Source organism: Moraxella lacunata (assembly GCF_900453205.1).
Lineage (GTDB): Bacteria > Pseudomonadota > Gammaproteobacteria > Pseudomonadales > Moraxellaceae > Moraxella > Moraxella lacunata_B.
In genome coordinates this window covers 176,242-194,595 of record NZ_UGQU01000003.1, presented here as the reverse complement: position 1 = coordinate 194,595, position 18,354 = coordinate 176,242, and the positions used below count along the sequence as shown (strand labels likewise).

Below are 18,354 nucleotides of genomic sequence, written 5' to 3'. Positions count from 1 at the left end.
AGTAATTATACATGATTTTTTTAAAAATGCAAGAAAATTTTCTAGATTTTATCAATTTAAAAGCACTCAAATCCCACAAATAATTTTAAAAAATAAATCCATGCTATTTGTTAGGGCGTGTCTGCCTTTTGTATTTGCAATGAAAAATGCCTGTTAAAAAAGCAGGGGAATCGCACGTTTTTCAAGGAAAAGTCCGCCGTTGATATTGGAATATCAACAAGGATTTTGACTTCAAGCCACAAGATTTAGCCATTTTTCATGCAAAAACACCGTTGTACTGCTACAACATTTTCTAAATTTTAAATTGCGTTATAAAGGGCAGGCACGCCCTACATTAAAGCAATAATCAGATACAAATTAGCACAACAATCAAGAATAAATTGTATTACAATAGTTTAGTTTTTGTTATATTCTATCACGGAGTAATTCATGCGTGCATTCACACTACCCTTACTGCTTAGTTTGGCATTAGCAGGCACTCACGCCCACGCCCAAAGCTACAACCAAATCAGCTTTAATGTCGAGAACACCAAAACCATCGCCAACGATGAGCTGACTGCCACACTCACCAAATCAGCGGACAACGCCAATGCCAAAACGCTGGCAAATACCCTAAACACCACCGCCAACAAAGCCCTAGCCATCGCCCAAAAATACCCCAATGTCAAAGTCACCACAGGTCGCCATCACACCTACCCACGCTATGACAACAAAGGCAAAATCAATGGCTTTACAGGTTCATCATCAATCAACATCCAAAGCCAAAACTTCGAAGAAGCCAGTGAGCTCATCGCTGAGCTACAAGGCTTTATGACGCTTAGCAGTCTTGACTTTGGTGTATCCGAAGCCACCCAAAAGGCAGTAGAGAATGAACTCAAAGCCCAAACCATCCAAAAATTCACCGATGAAGCCAAAACCATCAGCACCGCCTTTGGGGCGAGCGATTATAGAATCATAAAAGTGGACTTAAACAATGCTGGCGGTCGTTTTAGTGTCAGTCCCGTGATGGGTTATGCTACAGCCGCAGCACCCGAAAGCTCAGTCGCCACCCAAAGTTATGAAGGCGGTGAAAGTCGTCTTAATTATGAAGCCCAAGGCGTGATTGAATTGGTTAAATAATATTCATCAGTTTGGGATAGGCACGCACAAGCCCCATCAAAAAACCACCAAACGCCTTGTTTGGTGGTTTTCATTTTTAAATATACACCCAACCAACTTCATATTTACCACGGGTTTGTAGGGGTGTGCTGAGCACACCCTTTGATGATATTACTGCACAAGGCGTGCACAGCACGCCCCTACATCCAAATATCATCACGTTTGTGGTAATTGTAAAGTTTTTTGGATGTAATGTTAATATCTTATCACGCCAATGCATTTTCCCATGTCGGGATGACCGCTTGCATGAGTGGTTTTAGTAGTTTGGCATTACAAGCAAAGACCGAACCTGTACGCATGGCGTTGTTTGCCCCTTTGTGGTCAACCACCACCGCTCTGGCTTCACTGGCAATCAGCTCGCCTGCACACACATCCCACGGCTTGATACTCATCTCAAAATAGCCATCAAAACGCCCTGCCGCCACATAGCACAAATCCAGTGCCGCCGACCCTGTACGACGAACCTGTCCGCCCTGCTCACAAATCACCGCCAAACTGGCAAAGTGCTGACGGATAAAGCTCGTGCGAGTCTCGCCCGTCATGCGTTCATAAGGATGTCCTGTGGTGAACAGTCCGCCCGCTATCGTGGTACGCTCTGAGACCGACAGACGACGTTGGTTCAATCTCGCCCCACGTCCACGACTGGCAGTAAACAGCTCATCACGCACAGGGTCATAGACCACGCCATGTTCGGTCACGCCTTTGTGCTGAATGCCGATAGACACACAAAAATGCGGTACGCCATGCACGAAGTTTTGTGTACCATCTAGTGGGTCAATGGCAAAGCACCAATCAGCATCCGCCCCCTTACCTTCTTGTAAGCCAAACTCTTCACCCAAAAATGAGTGCTTAGGATAGCTTTCTTTTAACAAAGAAATGGTCAGCTCTTCGGCATAACGGTCAATCTTCGTTACCAAGCCATCAAGCCCCTTGGACTCAACACCCAAATCAATACGATGACGGTTCTCATGAGCCTTTAAAATCTCATAACCGACTTTTTTCGCCACTTCGGACGCAATCACCACCATAGGTTCCATAACACACCTTACAAACGTTTATTGAATTTAAATAATGCTTTTGTATTCATCATACAAAGACGACCATTATAGCCCAAAATGGGCAAAATTGCGACCAAAATTTACCACTTGCCAAATTAACCTAGTAGCTTGGTTCTGGTATCACAGGCTCGCCAGAGAGCAGTTCATGAGCCAAATCCACGGCAGGCACATCGACCGTATCAGGTATTGGCATGACAGGTGTCTCATCTAACACCCTTTGACCCTGCCCATCCACCATAAAATATTCATCATCCCTGCGAACCAATGCCGTGCCATTTTTAAAAAATCCCACATCATCATATTTTAGTGGCACGACCAACAGCCCTTGATGATTGATAAAACCAAATTTATCTTTATATCGCACCTTAGCGACACCCTCATCAAACACACCAATCTCATCAAACATGAGTGGCATAATGACGATACCTCGATTGTCCATCGCACCAAATTTGCCGTTTTGGGATATTTTAATCAATCCATCAAACACACACTCGCTGGTGTCATAAGCAGTATCAGTAGGCATGACGCATTTATGAGCATGAACAGTCGTAGTAAAACTGCCCATACACAAAAAAATCAATAAGCCTTTTATTAATGACATTTTCATGGAATTATCTTAACATCAAATTACACCATTATCCGCCCTTATTCCATCACTGGCATATCAGATAAATATTTGGCAATCTTTAAAATATGCATTATTAATCATATGATTTAGTAACTTTTTAATATATCATAAATCTCTTGATAAGTATCATACCGAACAGGTACAATTTCATTGCCATTCATATCAAACACTCCATATTTATCGTCCTTTTTCACGGTAAAATATTCATCGCCATTCCACTGCACATGATATCTAATATGCTGATATTCGATTGGTAAAATGACATTATTATGATTATCCACAATACCAAATAAATCGCCTTGATTGGATTTGTGTTTGACAAGAAAGCGATGATATACTCTTTTGTTAGATTTTTGAAAAATATCAATCCCATCATATTGTGGTGGAATATGAATATTCCCTTTAATGCCATTCACATCAAACAAGCCCACTTTTTTATTTTTTTGGACATAAAATCCCCCATTACCTTCAAAATCATAATTTTCCACATAAATCACTTTATCATAATATGAATAATAAGCACTTTGATAATCAAAAGGCACAATAATATGATTGTTGATATCAATCATGCCTGACAATGATGCACCCTTTGAAGCACTAAATAAAAGCACGCCATTATCCTCCGACATTCGTAAATGATGATAGTCAAAAGGAATGATGGTCTTTCCTTGATTATCCAACACGCCATAGCGAATTTGATTTAAGTCCAATCCCCCATTAAATTTTGCCACCAACATCCATTTGCCGTCATCGGAAGTATAAGCCCAATGTGTGTATGTAAAATCGCCAACTTCCTTGCCTGTCTTTTTATCCAAAAATCCATAAAACTTATCTTTTTTAGCAAAATATAAATCGGCTGTGCCAGATTTACCATCATCACCACATTTAGAACATCTAAACCGTTTAATATCGTCATAAACAAAAGCAGTTTTTGCTTGATTGTTAATATCAATCAGTCCCCATTTACCATCTCGTTTAGCTCTCCATAAACCATCGCCAAATTCTTTAATGTCCTCATACTGAAAATCAATGAGTAATTGGTTGGGTAATTGGTTGGGTAATTGAATAAGTCCCCAATACTCCCCTCTTTTTACCTTTGCCAAACCACCATAAAACAACGCCACTTTATCATAATCGCCAATTACCATGACAGTAAGATTATTTTTATCAATAATACGCCACTCTCTGCCCTTTCTAACCAGTCCATGAACATCAAAAGGATAGGCCTCATCATATTCTAGTGGAATGATGAGTTTTTCACGATGATTTTGACCATCATACGCCACATAACCCCATTTGCCATTTTTACTGGCAGGCATATAAATATGACCCGGAGACCAAAATTCCACCACATTGTCATAATTATGAGAACGAAAAAACACATAATCAGAGGCGGTGGCAATTTGTCCAAAACACAATAAAAGCACCAGCAACATTTGATAAAATTTCATTATCAATCACTCCTTGTCATGCCATCACACACCCAAAAACTCCCTCAAACTCGCCAAAATCCCCCGTTCATCAAGCCCACATTCGGCTAACTGCTCGCCATGACTGCCATGAGCGATAAATTCGTCCCCAATCCCAAGATTTTTAATCGGTACAGTTATGCCACGACTTGCCAAATATTCATTCACCGCAGAGCCTGCTCCGCCCATGATTTGATGTTCCTCTAAGGTGGCGATGTGGGTGGCAGTTTTGGTAAGTTTATCAATCAAAGCAATATCCAAAGGCTTAACCCACCGCATGTCGCAGACGATGACCGAAATATTATCCAATTTTTCAACCGCTTTTAAGCCGTCCGCAAGCCTTGTGCCAAAATTTAATAAAACCAAATGTTTGTTGCTGTTGGATTTTTTCTCAAAAACGATTTGCCCTTTACCAATTTGCAATTTCTCATCGCTATTTTTGACAATCTCTCGCCCCACGCCCACGCCCCTAGGATAGCGAATGGCACTCGTGCCTTGATAAGCGTAGCAGGCGTTCAGTAGATGATAGCATTCGTGTTCATCGCTTGGCGTGGCAATCACCACATTTGGCACACAACGCAAATACGCCAAATCAAACACGCCTGCATGAGTCGCCCCATCTTCGCCCACAAGCCCCGCTCGGTCTATGGCAAAGGTTACGTCTAGGTTTTGTAAGGCGACATCGTGAATCAGCTGGTCATAGCCACGTTGTAAAAAGGTAGAATAAATCGCCACCACAGGCTTTAATCCGCCTGTCGCCATGCCCCCTGCTAAGGTTACGGCGTGCTGTTCGGCAATCGCCACATCAAAAAACTTGGTAGGATAAGCCTTGGCAAACGCTACCATGCCCGAGCCTTCACACATGGCAGGGGTAATAGCAACCATGTGGGGGTCAGCTCCGTTGTCCATAAGCCAGTCGCCAAAGATGTCTGAATATTTTTTGGCTTTAGGGGCGTTGTCCGTTTTTGGCAAATCTTTTTTGGGCAATTTGCCAATGGCGTGATAAGTAATGGGGTCAGCTTCGGCAGGCAAAAAGCCCTTGCCCTTGACCGTGTGGACGTGAATCAGCACCGCCCCTTTTAACTGTTTGGCACGTTCAAACACTTGCAAAAGTTTTGGCAAATCATGTCCGTCAAAAGGCCCAAGGTAGGTAAAGCCAATCGCCTTAAATAAATTATCAGGGAAAATATGGTCATGTACTTTTTCGGCAATTTTGTCCGACAACGGCATGGGCGGAGCGTTTCTGCCAAACAAGCCACCGATATTTTGCACCAGATTACCGCCCAGTTTGGCAGGGATTTTTTCTAGGGTTTCTTTTGCCCCATTTGCCATATGCAAATAGTGGCGAACCCGTCTGTCATCAGGGCTAATCTCACGCTTTATCATCAAGATATTGCCGTGTTTGTCAATGTCAAAGGCAAGCCCACGTTGCCACAGCCGTGCCAAATGGCGACTAAATCCGCCAATCGCTTGCGAGATTGACATGTCATTATCATTTAGCACCACCGTCAAATCGGCATTTTGCTGAACAGCGTCATTCATCGCTTCAAACGCCATACCCCCCGTCATCGCCCCATCGCCAATGATGGAGACGACTTTACGATTTTCGCCCAAAATACGGCTGGCAAGGCTCATGCCAAGCCCTGCCGAGATGGATGTAGAGCTATGCCCCACGCCAAAGGTGTCGTACTCGCTCTCGCTCCGCTCGGGAAATGCCGTCAGACCGCCTTTGGCACGGATACGAATTAGCTCATCACGCCGACCTGTCAGCACCTTATGGGCGTACGCCTGATGACCCACGTCCCACACGAGCTTATCATAAGGCGTATCATAACTGGCGTGCAGGGCAACCGTCAGCTCCACCACGCCCAAATTTGCCCCAAAATGTCCGCCACTTTGACCGACCGAGTAGAGCAAATATTCACGCAATTCGTCCGATAATTGGCACAGCTCATCGGTGCTTAATGCCTTTAAATCTTTGGGCAAGCTAACCTTATCCAAAAGCGGTGTCGTGGGGCGAGACGTGGGCAGGTGCATGAAGGTGCGTGGTGCGTGAGCAGAAGTTGGCATGGGGCTAGTGTTCCAGATTTTGATTTTTTAAAAGTTGTCTTTAAAAAGTTATGTTAAGTTATAACAATTTTTGCGGTATAATGCCAAACTTGGCAATGGCAAAGCCAAACTTGAATCAGGGGTTATTTTACAAGATAGCCTTTTAATTTGCCATAGTAGCACCATTTAATTCACAAATAATCCACAATACTTTTAAAAATTTGCATTTTTGGGGAAAATTTTGTACCAATTTATCAGCAAAGCCAATCTGCCTACCGTGCATGGCGATTTTATCATTCATGCGTTTGAAAATGAACACGGTCAAGAACACGTCTTACTAAGTGTCGGCTTGCCGTCCACCGACCCCGACAAAATCCCACTCATTCGCATTCATTCTGAATGTCTGACGGGGGATGCTTTTGGCTCATTAAAATGCGACTGTGGCCCCCAGCTCAACACCGCCATGCAAATGATACAGGCTCACGGCTGCGGAGCAATTTTGTATCTACGCCAAGAAGGGCGTGGCATTGGACTGGTGAACAAAATCCGAGCCTACGCCTTACAAGACCAAGGGCATGACACGCTAGATGCTAACCTTATGCTTGGCTTGCCAGCGGACGCACGCACCTATGAGATGTGTGAGATTATGCTAAAACATGTTGGCATTACCCAAGCCAAACTTTTGACCAATAACCCAAACAAACTTGCCTACCTGCAAGAATTGGGGATTGATGTGGTGGAGCGAGTGCCGTTGTTGGTGGGGGTTAATCAGTTTAATGCCCAATATTTGGCGATTAAAGGGGCAAGAATGGGGCATTTTATTCCTGCAAAAGTGGATATTAGTCCGAAGATTTAATGGGAAAATAAGGGCGGATCAACCGCCCTTTCTTAATTGACGATTTTAAAAGACTGCGTGCCAAATTCAGCACCCCCTACCCCGACTCGGATATGATAAATACCTTTTGGGGTATTAGCAGGAAAAGACCAACAAGCATCTAGCTGATTTTTTGTTGCATAAATTTGTCTGCCAAATTTGGCGGTATTTGAGCTTGTTTGCACACTACTAATTAATTGGTTATTGGCATTTTGTCCTGCATTGCCTGTAAAGGTTGCATGAACTGGCATGGTAAATAGCTCGCTGACTTGATAAGTTTGAGCACTGTTTACAGGGGTTACCGCCCAACACAGCATGTCATTTTTCTTTAAGGATAAATTCATATGCCCTTTGTCTTTGCCTGTTTTTTGATTGATGACTTGCACATACAATCTCGGTTCTGGCAAGCTGTCTTGATAGCTGTATTCATAATAACCACTTTGCCCGCCCATTCTTTGTTGTATTTGCCGTTCTTGTCGTTGCCTTTCTAACTGCTGGCGTCTTATCTCCTCATAATAATAAGCATCCTGTTGATTTTCATATCTGGCACGGCTCGCCCCTTGTTCGTATGCACCAAATAGGTCAGGGATATACATAGCGTGAGCGGTAAGAGTGAATAATAATAAAGTAGATAAAGTGAGTTTGGGTAGGGTTTTCATAGAATATTCCTATTGGTTTTTCATTATTGAATAAGATGTGCATACTTCCTCAAGCAACGCTTCGCCAATTGAATTTGGTATAGCAGTATCCCAATTTTGAGATGAAAACAAAGAGTGTTGTGTTTTTGCAGACCAAATTACACCCCCATTATAGTAACGATGTTGCTCTACAATAAGCCATTTTCTGTAGTCGCAATCAAAGTAGTTTAGTGTTGTCTCTGAAGAATACACTCTACCGTCAGGCAGTCGTCTAAGCACAGGATAATCTTGTTTAACCCAAGCACTCACATAGATATTTTGGTTAATTTTTACAGCACCAAAAGTATCTAAATCAATATAGGTTTTCTCGTTATCTCTTTTTGATGATAAACCTACATCTATCCAATTCACCGCCATTGCCATTTGACTAACTGCCAAAAATAAACTTGCTAAAACTAACTTTTTCATAAAAGCTCCTAAATAAAAAATTGTGAAAAATTAATAACAAAAACCATAACTGTTATCAGACAGTTGCCACTGACGACCATTTTGGTCTATGCCATTGGTGTTAATCAGCATACCACCTGCCACATGAAAATTAAGTTTAATAATACTGGCTTGACCCCTATCCCACCAAATGACGGCATAATGGCTAAACATATCATAATTACCAAAATAGGGATTGCTTGTGGCTTGATTTAACTCTTGCCCCGTATAAATCTGTGCCTGCACTTGATATGCCTGCGACCAACTATAATTGGTCATATATTTAGCACAGACATTTTTAACTTCATAGGCGTGGGCATGATTTATGACAAATAACGCCATTAATGCTAAGAAAATTTTTTTCATAAAAGACTCCGATAGATAAGACATGCAAAAAAAACTATCTTTCAATAAAATACAAAATATCACTTGAAAATTTGTGGTAATGATAAGCTATGTAAAAAGCCCATAAACCATAAAGAATTGAAAATCCTTGATGAATATCCTTATGAGCATCCATAAAGATAAAACAATAAATTCCCACAGTAAAGAAATATAACAAAAAATAATATTTTATCTTTATAATTCTATCTTTGAGATATCTGCACTTATTCACAATTTCGTTTTGACTATCATCTATTTTGATATAATCATCATAATCGCCATAACGATAATAACTATCTTGACACAATAAAGCAAAGATAGCCCACCCCAATATAAATAAAATCATCCCTAATGCACCGCCAAGTATTTTTAAGGTAAGTATAACCAAAAAACCATTAGAAAATCCAATCATTACCATACCTTGACCTTCTATTCTACTAAGTTTTTTAATAGAATAATTTACTAACTGCATATTAGACATAAAAGCACCAAAAATTTATTAGAAAAATAATTGCAAATCAATTCATCTCTCTTAATTTTCCATTTTTAAAAGTAAAACCATTATCAACCACCATAGAAGGACAACAATCAGGATCTTCGTGTTCACTATAATATTTTGATTGGGTGTAAATATTGCCAAGCGTATCCACATAAACCGTCAAGTCAATCCCCAAAGTTTTAATATCGCCATATAGATATTGATTATCAACCAAACCCAAATAAACCGCCAACTCTGATGATTTGGTTGTGGTATGACAATTTATCACTTCACAATAACGTAGTGCCACCACTGCATCTTTGATACCATCATTATTAACATCAGCATAAGTAATATCCTGACTTTCTAATTTATGACTATACCCATCATAACTGGCACTGTCTCTATCTAAAAATAATAAAGATTTTTTAACCGTATCATTGATTAAATCATTTAAATGATAGCCATTTTTACTGCTTTGCTGATTTTGATAATAAGCAGGTCCAACATTTTTAGGTGCAGGTGGTGTAACCACCGTATTTAATTGTGTTTTTAAAAACTCCGCTCTCTCATTTAATTGTGGTACTTCGCACGCATAACGATATGCCTTTGCCAAATCTCTATCGGTGCTTTGAGCATTACCATAGGCGGTGCAGTCAGCTTCTCTATTTTTATTAATCGCTCGTTGTTCTGCTCGTAAAAACTCTTGCGTGCTTGGGGGTAGACTACTCCATACTGCATTAATATTTGCTACCGCATTATCATATCGTTTTTGGGCTTCTGCCAAAACAAGCTGTGGACTTAATTGTGACTCATTATTAATATTTGGTGTGACAATATCATTAGGGGAGATATTGGGTGTCTGCGTATTGCTCGGCTGATTGTCTTGATAAGTCGGTGTATTATTTTGACGATTTTCATATTTTTGCTGTTCATCAATCATTTTAGGGGATAACACTAGATTGTAAAATAAAAAAATTGCAACACCAATCCAAATAGAATTGTCTTTTTCTATTTCTATCTCATCATCAAAATAATCATCTCTTGGGTCAGCCCCAAAACGATTTGCCCCTTGTGTGGGCTTCCAAAACCACATCGCTATCACAACCAAAGGCATTACAATCCACCACGCTTTATAATTACAGTCGTGAAGTCTTTTTGCACCAATAAATGCCAAAAAAGACCAAGGCACTAACTCAATCATTGTTGCAATTAACAAAGATGCAAATGATGGCGATGAACCAAGACCGCCATAAACTGCTATACGAACAATCATTAAAATAAATATTGCAGGTACAGACAGCATTATATAAGTCGTCCGCCTCATTCGCCCAAAAGACCAAAAGGAGGATTTTTGTGATGTTGGGTTTCTATCGTAATCATTGGACTTTTTTTGAGTACGATGACTACTGCTACCAGCATAATCATAATACTGATCTTGATTTTGGTTATTTTGAGTATTATCATAAATACAATTTGTCAAAAAATTCACCACACCATCTCTTATCACCAAAGCTCGCTTTCTGATGTCTTTTTTATTTTGATTTTTTGTGATGGCAATCTTATCGTGTTCGTTAATCTCATCAACATCATCATATTTAAGTGATAACATCACCACCGATCTTTCATCAAAAACTTCTTGGCAAATGATATTATTATCTTCGGACAAACTGATAAAATCCATCGCCCCTGCCAAGCCGTCTTGTGGTCTTTGGGAAAATCTAGCATTAAAATTATCTTTGATTTCTTGTATAAATAATTCATACAATTCATATTTATAAAATGCTTCATCATCAGGATTATTGTCGAATTGCTCGCCAAGCATTTGATCAATCACAGGGGTGTATTTGATAGATTTTTCATTCAATCTTTGCTTAATCATCATTTTATTTTGTGGTGTATTTTGATGATTTAAAATACCAATTATTACCCCTGTCCATTCATCAACCACTTTATCAATCAATGCCTGTTTCTGATTATCCATACCATCACTTTGCATTAAATTGACATAAGCAATCAAAAGCAGATAAGAGACTTCCTCTAATACGCCAGAAGACCAGATAGGCTTATTTTGATAATCGGAGATAATAAACTGACTGCCAATAATCTTTGTATGTCTTTTTAGTAGCGAGATGGCTTGGGATGGATGATTCATTTTAATGGGATTTAATTTGCCAAAAAATTTCCCTTATGTTACAATAATTTTCCCAATCTTTAAACCAACCCACACTCCCCATTTGCCAACTGCCAGTAAGCATTTTAAGGAAATTTCTATGATTGATTTTGACACCATTCGTGAACTTCGAGAAGAACGCCAGTGGACACAAGAGCAAATGACAGAAAAATTAGGGCTAACTCGTAACGGCTATGCTAAGATAGAAACAGGAAAAAGTTTGCCAAATTTACAAAGATTAGACGAAATTGCCAAAATTTTTGGCGTACAGTTGTTTGACTTATTAAAATTAGAACAACAAAATGTCGTCTATCAAATCGGTGAAAACTATCACGGCAATAACAATTATTATAATAATAACGAAAAACTACAAACCGAAATTGACAAATTAAAACTAGAAATAGAAAAATTAAATTTAATCATCGCTCACAGGGATGAATTGTTAAAACAAAAAGAGGATTATATTCAGGTTTTAAAAAAACTTGTTAGTATTGGCGAGGAATTACCAGAACTATAATTTTTTATTTTTAAAAATAAAAATACATGAAAAGTTATTATGAACATCTCAAAAATTCACTCTTTTGAAATTCTATAACCTTTACTTTGTGGCATGATGTGCTTAGAATATTGACATTGATTATCATCAATACCGTTTATTTTTCATTTTAAGGAATACATCATGACTTGCACCATTCACGCCAATCACGACCACGTTCACGGCACAGGCTGTGGGCACACCGCCATTCGTCATGGCGACCATGTAGATTATCTGCATGACGGACATTTACACCATGTGCATGGCGACCACGTGGACGAACACGTCCTAGAAGTCAGCGAGCAAAACCCTGCCGAGTGCAACCAAGCTCACCACTGCACGGGCCACGTTCATGGCGAAGGCTGTGGACATGAAGCCGTGCCACATGGCGACCACATTTGTTATATCGTGGACGGAAGTTTGCACTATCAGCATGGCGACCACTGCGACGACCACGGTGCGGTAGAGATTGTTGCCTGATATTATCACGCACGAAAAAACCCAAAAGCATGACTTTTGGGTTTTTGTTTTTATCAATCAAATGATAAACAGCCCGCCTAGCGATTAGGCATTGCCTTCGGCTTGGGCTTGGCTTTGTAGGAATGCTTGGTCAAAATTGACAGGGGCAAGCAGAAGTTGTGGGAAGCTACCACGAGCGATGATGTCGCTGATGACCTCACGAGCATAAGGGAACAGCACGTTCGGGCAGTAGGCGTTCAATAGATGTGGCATGTCCGTCTCTGGGATATTGCGTAACAAGAAAATACCTGCTTGTTGTACCTCAGCGATGAATGCGGTGCTACCTGCATTTTTGGCGGTAACACTCACGGTCAATACCACTTCTTTATGGTCTTCGTCTAGGTCAGAGCTAGTGGTGGTCAGACCGATGTCCAGCTCAGGTTGCCACTCTTTGGTGAACACTTCGGCACTTGGAACTTCAAGTGAGATGTCTTTGACATAGATACGCTCTAAACCCAGTTGTGGGGCGGTTTGTTCGTCAGCCATGATAGCCTCCTTTGATTTAAAATTAAACTTACATTAAAACTAAATTAAACCATTTAGGCACTTAACATCTCGTCAAGTTTACCTTCTCTGTCTAGTTTGTTTAGGTTATCAAAACCGCCGATAAAGGTGTCGCCAATAAAAATCTTTGGCACAGTGCGGTAATGATTGGTCTTAACGGTAACTTCTTCAAGCTCTGTCTCGCTCATCTTGGTCACGTCAAACTCGGTGTACATCACGCCCTTGTGTTCTAGCAGTCGCTTGGCATTAATGCAATAGGGGCAGGTTTGTTTGACATAAATGGTTACAGGTTTCATATTATCTCTTTTTGGTAAATGTACAGATTCTTAAATAGGGGCGATTGGCATAACTTCAAGACCGCTCATCTTGGTATTGACACATCCCAACAGGTTTATTTTTTGCCTTTTTTGTCTGTCGCTCCGACCAGTGGCAAGCCTTGTGCTTGATAATTGGCAATGCCCCCTTCTAGTCGCATGGCGTTGGGCTTGGCGACCAGTTGCACCGCCATACCCGCCTGCATACCGATATCACAGATAAAGACAATGGGGGCGGTCATCGCTTGTAGCTCGGGCAGATGATTTTTTAGCTCGGTAAAAGGAATGTTGCGAGAGCCTGCGATGTGCCCTGTGGCAAATTTATTGGCAGGGCGAATATCAATCAACGTCGCATTGTCGTTATTCACCAGCAACCCCAACGCTTGAGGGGCGATTTTTTTACCGCTACGTTTACTTTCAATACTAAAAAACATGATGGCAAGGACAAAGAGTAGCCCGAATAAAAACGGGTGATTGCCCATAAACTCAAACCAACGCCCCATGACTGCTCCAAAATTTCAAAAGCTGATATTATACCTGTTATTTGTCATAAATGCACTTATTTTGGGCTATTTTATCACACTTGCCCCTTGCTTGGCTTCTGCGACCAGCTCATTAAAGCTCTCCACACGCCGAGACAGCACCGTCCCGTCCGCCACCGCCTGCCAAAACGCACAGCCTTTGGCATTGGGGGCATGGCTACAATCTCGAAATTGGCACGCTCCATGCAAGTCATTTAACTCATCAAACCCCTTTAAAATGTCATCTGCCGATAAATGCCAAATGCCATACTCACGAATGCCAGGGGTGTCAATAATCCCGCCTTGAGTCAAATCGCCCACATCATAAGCAAGCAGGCGACTGGTGGTCGTGGTGTGCTGACCCAACTGCGAACCTACCGAAATGATGTTGGTGGACTGCTCGGCATGGGGCAGGATTTGGTTGATTAGGCTTGATTTACCCACCCCTGACTGCCCTGCAAAAATGGCAAGTTTGCCTGTGATGTGCGACATCAGGGTATCTAGCCCCGTCCTGTCCATGCTTGAACTTTGGATAACATCAAAGCCGTATCGCTCCCCAAGTGCTTGATATTCTTGATAAATCTGCACCACATCGGGGTGTTCATCTAACAAATCTGCCTTATTCAGCACAAGCAGGGGCGTAACGCCAGCCAGCCGTGCCACAAGAATATAACGGTCAATCAGCCCTGTGGCAGGCTTTGGCAAGGGAGCAAAAATAATCGCCAAAATCGCCACGTTACTGGCGACAGGCTTGACTTTATGATAACGGTCAGGGCGAGTGATTAGGGTCGTGCGTGGCAGTAGCTGTTCAATGCGTCCTGTACCTGCAACATCATCAATGCTAAACTTGACCGTATCGCCTGTGGTCAGCATGGGCAAATTGGTGCGAACATGACACCGCCATATCTGCCCAAGTACTAACGCTGTCTGTGGCATGATGTCAGGCAAGGCGGTGATTTGCACGTCTAGCTGTTTGCCAAAATGCGACACCACCACCCCTGTGGCAAAAGTGCCGTCATCGATGATGGTCTCTTGGTTTTTTTGGATTTGGCGAGTTTGGTTTTTGGTGAGTTTGCGTTTACGGATAAGGGACATGATGATTTTTGGGAAAAATTTCACACATTTTAGCCCAAAACCGCCCAAAAATAAATGACTTTATCCCAAATGGTGTGGTTGGGTTTGGTAGAGTGGGTTGAGTAAAAGGTGATTTTATTCTAAAACATTTTTAAAACATAATGATAATTTTAACCCGCCCATACCCCATAAGCATATTTTATCAGCCCCAACGCAATTATCCACATGATGACACCAATAAGCGTGTCCAGCACTCGCCATGTTTTGGGTTTGCTAAACAACGGGATGAGTAGCCTTGCCCCATAGCCCAAGCCAAAAAACCACACCCCTGATGCTCCCACCGCTCCCATCAAGAACAACTGCTTTTGGTCAGCAGTCAAAGGGGATGCGATACTCCCGACCAGCACCAACGTATCTAGATAGACATGCGGATTTAGTAGGGTCAGTGCCAAGGTGATGCCCACGCTCTGCTTGATGCTCTTGCCACCGCCATCTTTATCACTTTCAGCCGATACCATCAGATTTGCCCCGCCCTGCCATGCTGATTTGAACGCACGCAAACCATACCAAAACAAAAACAGCACGCCAACCACGGCAAGGATAAGCAAGGCGGTCTTACTCTGCCCAATGAGCGTACCAAATCCCAACACGCCTGCACTCATCAGCACCGCATCACACAAAAAGCAGGTCAAACACACCCAAAAAACATGCTGTTTTAGCAATCCTTGTTTTAGGACGTGGGCGTTTTGGGCTCCGATAGCCACAATCAACCCAAATGACACCCAAAATCCATGAAAAATATACGTAAACATCATTCCTTTCCCAGTCAGCACAAAAAAACCGCCCCTAAGGACGGTTTTTTAAATAATGGCGGAAGCTGAGAGATTCGAACTCTCGGTGGGCTACAAACCCACGCCGGTTTTCAAGACCGGTGCATTCAACCGCTCTGCCAAGCTTCCATGGGTGCGTATTATAGCTAAATTTTGAAATAATGCAAGCCTTTTTTGTAAATTTTTAAAAATATTTTTAAAATAATAGGCGTATGATTTAGAAAAATATTTTGGGTTCACGTCTGGGCGTGCTAATCTCTTCTAGGCTAATCTCATCCGCCGTACGGCAGTTGTCCTGCGGACGAAATATGTCCCGTGCCAACGCTACCATCTCATAAATCGTCCGCCGTGAATGCACCCAATTATTATCCCAATCCGCCCAATCAGGGGCGATGGCAAGGGGGGCGATGATGGGGACGGTGGCAATGCCAGCTCGTGCAAATTGTCGCCTTGCTCGTGCCATGTGATAGCGGTCGGTGATGAGATAGACGCTTTTGGGCAGTTCGTGATGGCTCATGAGTTTGGCGGTAAAGGTGGCATTCTCGCAGGTGTTCATGCTGGCGTTGTCGCTCACGATGACCGCTTCGGGGTGGGCGGTTTTTATGTGTTCTCGTAGCCACGGCGACTCAGCTCCGCTTGTGATGATAGGCAGGGGCGTTTGTGCGTACAATGTAATGACAGTATCAGCACGGCTTTGGCTATAATGATTCAGCACAATCACGCCATCTTTTTTGGTAAGTCCGCCCCCCAGCACCGTCATGGCGGTGGGATTTTGGGCGGTGTCTAGGGTAATTTTGCTAAACACATCAAGGGCAAATACCCCCACATTGGCAAAAATAGGTGTAAAGATAGATAAGGCAGTCAGTCCACCGACCACCGCCATCACCTTGACTATTCGCCAAATCCACCGCCCCAAGCCCAGACCCAAGCTCATCAGTCCACCCACACAGGCTCACGCACCAAGGTTACGCCAAATTTGTCCTGCACGGCACGCACGATAAAGTCCTGAGCCGTGCGAATGTCGTCTTGTGTGGCGGTGTGTGGGGCGTGGTTGGTTAGCACAAGGGCTTGCTTGTCGTGTGTCAAAATCGGAGCGACCCCCTTGCCCTTTAAGCCTGCCTTGTCAATGAGCCACCCTGCGGGGATTTTGATAACATCGTCATTGATAGGATAACTTGGCAAATCGGCAAATTGCTCTTTTAGGGCGATAAACTCGCTCATGGGGATAATCGGATTTTGAAAAAACGAGCCACAATTTGCCAAAACAGCAGGGTTTGGCAGTTTGCTGTTGCGAATGTCAATGACCGCATAAAACACGTCAATGGGGTGGGGGGTATCTCGTCCGTTTTTGTTGGCAAGCTCTTGTGCCAAACTTGCCAAATCGCCATAATTGGTTAGGGTTTTTGGGTGTTTGTGAAGCGTGAATACCACATGACTAATCAAATACCGCCCTGCATTGTCCTTAAAAAAACTGTGGCGATAATCAAACTTGCAAGCGGTGTTGTCAAGCTCGCATTTTTGACCGTCCGTCAAATCGTAAGCGATAACCTTTGTAATAAAATCAGAGACTTGCACGCCATAGGCTCCGATATTTTGTACAGGACACGCCCCCACAAGCCCAGGGATTAGGGCGAGATTTTCAAGCCCAAAATAGCCCTTGTCTAGGCAGGTTTTGATAAAATCGTGCCAATTTTCTCCGCAAGCGACTTGCAAGGTTGCACGCTCATCATCTTCTTGCAAAATCTCAATGCCTTGTATTCTTGGCAATAAAACAAGGGCGTTTAGCACACTTGGCAAAATCACGTTACTGCCGTAGGACAGCACAAACAGCGGTAAATCGTGGCGTTTGGCAAAGGCTATGGCGGTCGTGATGTCATCGCCAAGCGTGTCAATGTCGTCCAACATCATCGCATGGCGAGCGATGCAGGACAGTGCCATGGTGTTGTTGTGCGATAAGTCGTGGTTATTTAGAATGTTAGCCATGATGATTTCCGTGCTGATTTGTACTTTGCCAAAGGTCTAACCACGCACGGCTGACACGCTCAATATGCTCAAACATCGCCTGAAAGTCGCTTATATCGCCATAATACGGGTCGGCAACTTCTTGTTTGGTAAATTTATCAAATAGCACAACTTGGGCGGTAGCATCGGACGGCATCACCTTTTTGATGCTGGCTAAGTTGTTGTTATCCATCGCAAAAATCACATCAAAGTCATAAAAATCCTGCGTGGTAAGCTGTCTTGCCCTAAGGGAAGCTAAATCAAAATCAAGCGTACTGCCAACGTCTATCGCACGTGGGTCGGGGCGTTCGCCTGTGTGGTAATTTGCCGTACCTGCCGAGTCAAAACGAATGGCAAGCCCTTGATTTTTGGCAAGTTTTGTCATGACGGCTTCGGCAGACGGGCTACGGCAAATGTTGCCAAGACAAACAAAAAGAACGGATTTTGGGGTGGTCATGATGATAGCCATTGTAGTAGATGATTGCTTAGATGATTACTTGGATAAGCCGAGATAATCACTGGGCATGAGTGGTGTTACAAGTTATTTTATCACAAATTACAGATGACCCATAGAACACCTGTAATTTGTCTTTATTCTGCTTTATGCTTATTAAATTATGGGCTGGGTTTGTGTAATTGATGAATAAACTAAGATAAACAT

21 protein-coding genes and 1 tRNA gene are annotated in these 18,354 nt (G+C 42.4%); 4 read left to right on the top strand and 18 right to left on the bottom strand.

Annotated elements, in window-relative coordinates:
• Positions 1–429 precede the first annotated feature (429 nt).
• The gene (locus tag DX073_RS09840; RefSeq protein ID WP_115007892.1) at positions 430–1,119 is read left to right on the top strand and encodes an SIMPL domain-containing protein; all 690 of its coding nucleotides are present in this window, start codon (positions 430–432) and stop codon (positions 1,117–1,119) included.
• Between the two features lie 245 nt (positions 1,120–1,364).
• On the opposite strand, the gene DX073_RS09835 is transcribed toward DX073_RS09840, so the two are convergent.
• The 4 genes from DX073_RS09835 to dxs all read right to left on the bottom strand — a co-directional run bounded on the left by DX073_RS09835 (position 1,365) and on the right by dxs (position 6,383).
• Positions 1,365–2,195, bottom strand: coding sequence for an inositol monophosphatase family protein (locus DX073_RS09835; RefSeq protein WP_115007891.1), 831 nt, complete (start codon positions 2,193–2,195; stop codon positions 1,365–1,367).
• A gap of 121 nt (positions 2,196–2,316) precedes the next feature.
• Complete coding sequence (locus DX073_RS09830) at positions 2,317–2,823, bottom strand: WG repeat-containing protein (RefSeq protein ID WP_115007890.1); 507 nt, start codon at positions 2,821–2,823, stop codon at positions 2,317–2,319.
• 107 nt (positions 2,824–2,930) lie between these two features.
• Complete coding sequence (locus DX073_RS09825; RefSeq protein ID WP_115007889.1) at positions 2,931–4,295, bottom strand: WG repeat-containing protein; 1,365 nt, start codon at positions 4,293–4,295, stop codon at positions 2,931–2,933.
• Positions 4,296–4,319: 24 nt separating this feature from the next.
• Positions 4,320–6,383, bottom strand: a complete 2,064-nt coding sequence (gene dxs / locus DX073_RS09820; protein WP_115007888.1) for a 1-deoxy-D-xylulose-5-phosphate synthase — start codon at positions 6,381–6,383, stop codon at positions 4,320–4,322.
• A 217-nt stretch (positions 6,384–6,600) separates the two neighbouring features.
• On the opposite strand from dxs, the gene ribA reads away from it, so the two are divergent.
• On the top strand, positions 6,601–7,218 hold the full coding sequence (ribA, locus tag DX073_RS09815) for a GTP cyclohydrolase II (RefSeq protein WP_115008331.1): 618 nt from the start codon (positions 6,601–6,603) through the stop codon (positions 7,216–7,218).
• Between the two features lie 32 nt (positions 7,219–7,250).
• Here the strand turns inward: ribA and DX073_RS09810 are convergent, their stop codons facing one another.
• The 5 genes from DX073_RS09810 to DX073_RS09790 are packed head-to-tail and all read right to left on the bottom strand — an operon-like array spanning position 7,251 to position 11,377.
• Positions 7,251–7,895 carry a hypothetical protein gene (locus tag DX073_RS09810; RefSeq protein WP_115007887.1) on the bottom strand — a complete coding sequence of 215 codons (645 nt, stop codon included), beginning with the start codon at positions 7,893–7,895 and terminating at the stop codon, positions 7,251–7,253.
• A 9-nt stretch (positions 7,896–7,904) separates the two neighbouring features.
• The gene (locus DX073_RS09805; protein ID WP_115007886.1) at positions 7,905–8,342 is read right to left on the bottom strand and encodes a surface-adhesin E family protein; all 438 of its coding nucleotides are present in this window, start codon (positions 8,340–8,342) and stop codon (positions 7,905–7,907) included.
• Positions 8,343–8,372: 30 nt separating this feature from the next.
• Positions 8,373–8,726, bottom strand: coding sequence for a hypothetical protein (locus DX073_RS09800; protein WP_115007885.1), 354 nt, complete (start codon positions 8,724–8,726; stop codon positions 8,373–8,375).
• A gap of 34 nt (positions 8,727–8,760) precedes the next feature.
• Entirely contained in the window at positions 8,761–9,225 is a 465-nt protein-coding gene (locus DX073_RS09795) for a hypothetical protein (RefSeq protein ID WP_115007884.1), read from the bottom strand.
• Between the two features lie 37 nt (positions 9,226–9,262).
• The gene (locus tag DX073_RS09790) at positions 9,263–11,377 is read right to left on the bottom strand and encodes a DUF805 domain-containing protein (RefSeq protein WP_115007882.1); all 2,115 of its coding nucleotides are present in this window, start codon (positions 11,375–11,377) and stop codon (positions 9,263–9,265) included.
• Positions 11,378–11,495: 118 nt separating this feature from the next.
• Between DX073_RS09790 and DX073_RS09785 the strand changes: the two genes are divergently transcribed.
• Positions 11,496–11,912 carry a helix-turn-helix transcriptional regulator gene (locus DX073_RS09785; protein WP_115007880.1) on the top strand — a complete coding sequence of 139 codons (417 nt, stop codon included), beginning with the start codon at positions 11,496–11,498 and terminating at the stop codon, positions 11,910–11,912.
• Positions 11,913–12,074: 162 nt separating this feature from the next.
• Complete coding sequence (locus DX073_RS09780; protein ID WP_115007879.1) at positions 12,075–12,410, top strand: hypothetical protein; 336 nt, start codon at positions 12,075–12,077, stop codon at positions 12,408–12,410.
• A gap of 84 nt (positions 12,411–12,494) precedes the next feature.
• Here DX073_RS09780 and secB read toward each other — a convergent pair whose 3' ends face one another.
• The 9 genes from secB to DX073_RS09735 form a co-directional block, all read right to left on the bottom strand.
• Positions 12,495–12,935 carry a protein-export chaperone SecB gene (gene secB / locus DX073_RS09775; RefSeq protein WP_115007876.1) on the bottom strand — a complete coding sequence of 147 codons (441 nt, stop codon included), beginning with the start codon at positions 12,933–12,935 and terminating at the stop codon, positions 12,495–12,497.
• 53 nt (positions 12,936–12,988) lie between these two features.
• On the bottom strand, positions 12,989–13,249 hold the full coding sequence (gene grxC / locus DX073_RS09770; RefSeq protein WP_115007874.1) for a glutaredoxin 3: 261 nt from the start codon (positions 13,247–13,249) through the stop codon (positions 12,989–12,991).
• A 95-nt stretch (positions 13,250–13,344) separates the two neighbouring features.
• Positions 13,345–13,770 (bottom strand): rhodanese-like domain-containing protein, encoded by a 426-nt coding sequence (locus DX073_RS09765; RefSeq protein WP_115007872.1) that lies wholly within the window; start codon positions 13,768–13,770, stop codon positions 13,345–13,347.
• A 66-nt stretch (positions 13,771–13,836) separates the two neighbouring features.
• Positions 13,837–14,883 (bottom strand): ribosome small subunit-dependent GTPase A, encoded by a 1,047-nt coding sequence (gene rsgA, locus DX073_RS09760; RefSeq protein ID WP_115008330.1) that lies wholly within the window; start codon positions 14,881–14,883, stop codon positions 13,837–13,839.
• Positions 14,884–15,032: 149 nt separating this feature from the next.
• Positions 15,033–15,677, bottom strand: coding sequence for a LysE/ArgO family amino acid transporter (locus DX073_RS09755; protein ID WP_258556928.1), 645 nt, complete (start codon positions 15,675–15,677; stop codon positions 15,033–15,035).
• 53 nt (positions 15,678–15,730) lie between these two features.
• A tRNA-Ser gene (locus tag DX073_RS09750) sits at positions 15,731–15,821 on the bottom strand.
• Positions 15,822–15,909: 88 nt separating this feature from the next.
• Positions 15,910–16,626 (bottom strand): YdcF family protein, encoded by a 717-nt coding sequence (locus DX073_RS09745; protein WP_115007867.1) that lies wholly within the window; start codon positions 16,624–16,626, stop codon positions 15,910–15,912.
• Complete coding sequence (murB, locus tag DX073_RS09740; protein ID WP_115007865.1) at positions 16,626–17,675, bottom strand: UDP-N-acetylmuramate dehydrogenase; 1,050 nt, start codon at positions 17,673–17,675, stop codon at positions 16,626–16,628. The genes DX073_RS09745 and murB overlap by 1 nt, the downstream gene beginning before the upstream one ends.
• Positions 17,668–18,150, bottom strand: coding sequence for a low molecular weight protein-tyrosine-phosphatase (locus DX073_RS09735; RefSeq protein ID WP_115008329.1), 483 nt, complete (start codon positions 18,148–18,150; stop codon positions 17,668–17,670). Before DX073_RS09735 ends, murB begins: the two co-directional genes overlap by 8 nt.
• Between the last annotated feature and the right edge of the window lie 204 nt (positions 18,151–18,354).